The following is a 3,274-nucleotide window of genomic DNA, read 5'->3' on the forward strand; positions in this document are numbered from 1 at the left end:
TCGAGCGTCACCCGCCGCCACCAACCTCGGGAGGCGACAGGGGTCGTGATCGGCGATCGCCGCTGCGCAGAAGTCCGCCCGACGTCATATGAGGAGGTCATGGCAGTTGTCATTCACACTCCCGGGGTCCACATGCTCACACACAGCTGTCTGTTCCGATGTCGTAAATCTATACCAACTGATGCAGATAAGCGACAATTAGAGCGGCAGGGAAAGCAGGGTCGAAGGCGCCGTGAGCAATCTCCCCTTGGGCTCACCTGCACATTCAGGCGAGTTTCCGTTCTTACCGGGCGGGTACGTTCTAGCCGTGACTATGTTCGGTTGCGCGAAAATCTGCAGTGCTGACCATCAGATTTGCAGCATCGGCCGGCGAAGGGATAGTGATGAGCCGTGTTAAAGTCGAGTGATATCCGGTTGGGCTGAGGGAGTAGTGCTGTGGCAGTGACAGATGCAGCGCACGTCCATGCTGCCTACGACCGCCGTGGGGTGTACGGGATTTCCGTGATGTCGGAACTGTCCGGCGTCGGCCCGCAAACATTGAGACTGTACGAGCGGCGCGGACTGCTCACCCCAGCCCGCACGGGCGGGGGAACCCGCCGCTACAGCGAAGCAGACCTGGCCACGTTGACACGTATCAGCGCGTTGATCGCCGACGGCATCAACCTGACTGCGATCGGTGTCATCCTCGACCTGGAAAACCGGAACGGGATCCTGGCCGAACAGATCGCTCAGCTCAGTGGGATGCCCGCGGAGGAATCGCCTTCCGAGCGCGTCCCGGAAGGCGGTGACCCCGCGTCGGCGTGAGCGATGGCGCCGAAATCCGCATCGGCAGCGATCACATGCCCCTCCGATTCGAGCTGGTCGATCGCCGCATCGAACGCGTCGATAAGCCACGGCTTCTGCGCCTGCGCGAGCGAAGTTTCCGTATTGTCGTCACCGGTCTGCACGATGTGCACCCACCACGAACCGCTCGCATCGGGCTCGTCCCACAACCCTCGCGCAGAATTGGTGGCCAACACGTAGCGGTTGTACTCGAGATCCACACGAATGGCGTACTGCCCGTCCACATTCACCACAGCAGCGGGCCGCTGCGACGCCGCAGCCAACGCGGTCAGCGCGTCGTCGTACATTTCCGAGAACTTCTTCGTCAACGGCACAGTGCAGTCCTACTCATCGAGGCCCCATGCAGACAGCACAAGGTAAAAGACAGCCCGTTGCCACAGCCATGACCAGCCCGTTGCCACAGCCATGACGAAGAACTGACATCCACCCTAACCCCACGAGGCCCACATCAGTGGGAAGCATCCCACTCCGCGATCACCTACCGTCCCATCGAAAGCCGGAAGAGGACCGAACCCTGTCGAACTGCATACCGATCTCGCGGCAAAGCTCCTCATCACTGACGGCGCGGTCCCCGAAAGCGATCGCGCCCACTGCAGTGCCGTCGATGACAACCTCGCCGACGACACCGACGACCGCACCGTCCTCACGGCAAGCGATGTCCCGCCCCGCGCGAATCACCTGCTCGATCACCGACGCACGGTCGAACCCTGCACCGCCGCGGTAGCGGTGGACACCGGTTTCCTCGTCCCGCACCGACACGAACCAGTCCACCTGCATCGCCCTCACATTCCTCCCCTGCACCCCTCACCTACTTCTACCGCGTGGGGAGCGTATCCACCACCTCGGCCGCGAGCACCGTCAGCCGAATACTGCATTGCCGAGACTGCTCGACGAACACCTCGAACACCTCAAACACCTCAAACACCTCGATCCTCACTGATACCGTGCAGCACCATCAGCATTCCCTCGGCATGCTCGAAGCCTTGCGCGTACCGCCATCCCAGCCTGCACACCCCCGACCTCCGCAGGACCCGCACTCCGCCGCCGGAAGAGGTTGGTATGCCAATGGGCACTGCTCACACACCCGCTACTTATCGACGATCATCCACTCAAGAGTCGTCCGGTCGACACAGGCCTCCACTTTCCCGCCCCAGGGACCCATCGGCCGCCGCAGCGGACTCGCCGCGATACGGAGGTCCGACGAAACGTTCCGACCGACTCATGCTGACTTGCAACAGCTCTCGAATCGGATGGATGGTTTGGCACGAACAAGGCAGCTGCGGCGATTTCAACGACCGCACACCCCCAGGACCCCGGCCCTGCACGTCGAGCCGGGGCGGTGGGATGCCATCTGCGTTGAGCACACAACCCAGACAGCCCTTTTCGTGCGCGGTCAATATCCGTGCGGCCTCGCACTTCCCACCATAAACCGCATTACCGGTATGCACCTGGTCGGATTCCCGGTCGATACCAACTAGCAACCCGGGCGCGTGCGGACAGTCCGGGAGCAGCACTCCCCCACACCTACCAACCCGATCTCATCGGCCGGCTACCACCGCCACGTCGCGAGAACTCCGAAACGTTTTCTGGAGTGGCGATGACACTCGGCGACCTCACGAAGCAGGTCAAACAGATCAGCGGAAAGCCAGATTGACACCGAATCGGCTGTCGAAGGGGTGCAACCAGGTTCGATCCACGGTTCCATACCGCCCCACCCCGACACTCGACAAAGCTGACGGGCAATCATCACCGAGTAGTCGACCGGCACCGATCATGTGTGCTCTCGCCAGATTTGTGAAAGTCCGCTACCACCAGAGGAAGTCAACGCGCTCTGCTGATCGAAGATCTGCCGACACCCCGCATGGAGGCGATAGCGTCGAGACTCTTGCCTTGCTCACAGAGGGAGCGGGCCCGTTCGGTACGTTCGGGTGTCATGACGGTTGGGCGGGCACCGTGTCGGCTTTGGCGCCGGACGGCTTCGAGGCCGGCGTGAGCGCATTCGACGATCATGTGGTGCCCACCTTTGGGCGAGAGCGGCCATGATGCGGGAGAAGAATTCACGACCCCGCCGGTGGTTGTGCCGAATCCTTCTGCGAAAGAACGGAATACGGAGCAGTGTTCGCAAAGAATGTGGACGTGCCGATGAGGCGACAAACGGATCGTCCGAGCCTGTCGAGTTCAGACCACGAGGACGACACCGCCATTCCCGCGTAGGTAGCTCAGGCGTTCGGCGAGCTGGGGTCGCTGCGTTTTCGAGCCGGATTCGCAGTCGGTGAAGATACAGATCGCTCCGGCTTGGCGGAGTGCGTACTGCTGCAGTTCGGGGTTTGTTCTAAGACACCGGTGTATCAGTGGCTGATCAAGCTGGTCATCGCGCTGCTGATGACCTGGATGTGGACCGGCTACAACATGAACATCTACTTGGCCGGCC

4 protein-coding genes are annotated in these 3,274 nt (G+C 61.7%); 1 reads left to right on the plus strand and 3 read right to left on the minus strand.

Translation table 11 applies throughout. From position 1 onward, the window contains the following. Positions 1-435 precede the first annotated feature (435 nt). Entirely contained in the window at positions 436-804 is a 369-nt protein-coding gene (locus ABT116_RS41185; protein WP_256261650.1) for a MerR family transcriptional regulator, read from the plus strand. Here ABT116_RS41185 and ABT116_RS41190 read toward each other — a convergent pair. The 3 genes from ABT116_RS41190 to ABT116_RS41200 form a co-directional block, all read right to left on the minus strand. Further along, complete coding sequence (locus ABT116_RS41190; protein WP_350835144.1) at positions 729-1,151, minus strand: hypothetical protein; 423 nt, start codon at positions 1,149-1,151, stop codon at positions 729-731. The genes ABT116_RS41185 and ABT116_RS41190 overlap by 76 nt on opposite strands. Positions 1,152-1,317: 166 nt before the next feature. Beyond that, positions 1,318-1,620 (minus strand): hypothetical protein, encoded by a 303-nt coding sequence (locus ABT116_RS41195; protein ID WP_003943349.1) that lies wholly within the window; start codon positions 1,618-1,620, stop codon positions 1,318-1,320. 37 nt (positions 1,621-1,657) lie between these two features. After that, entirely contained in the window at positions 1,658-1,780 is a 123-nt protein-coding gene (locus ABT116_RS41200; RefSeq protein WP_351645343.1) for a hypothetical protein, read from the minus strand. Between the last annotated feature and the right edge of the window lie 1,494 nt (positions 1,781-3,274).

The sequence above is a fragment of the Streptomyces sp. NPDC002130 genome (genome assembly GCF_040296465.1).
In the GTDB taxonomy this organism is placed as follows: domain Bacteria; phylum Actinomycetota; class Actinomycetes; order Streptomycetales; family Streptomycetaceae; genus Streptomyces.

Bases quoted from the DNA above. Each gene is read 5' to 3' on its own strand.
- ABT116_RS41195 (WP_003943349.1), bottom strand. From the start codon at position 1,620: ATGCAGGTGGACTGGTTCGTGTCGGTGCGGGACGAGGAAACCGGTGTC.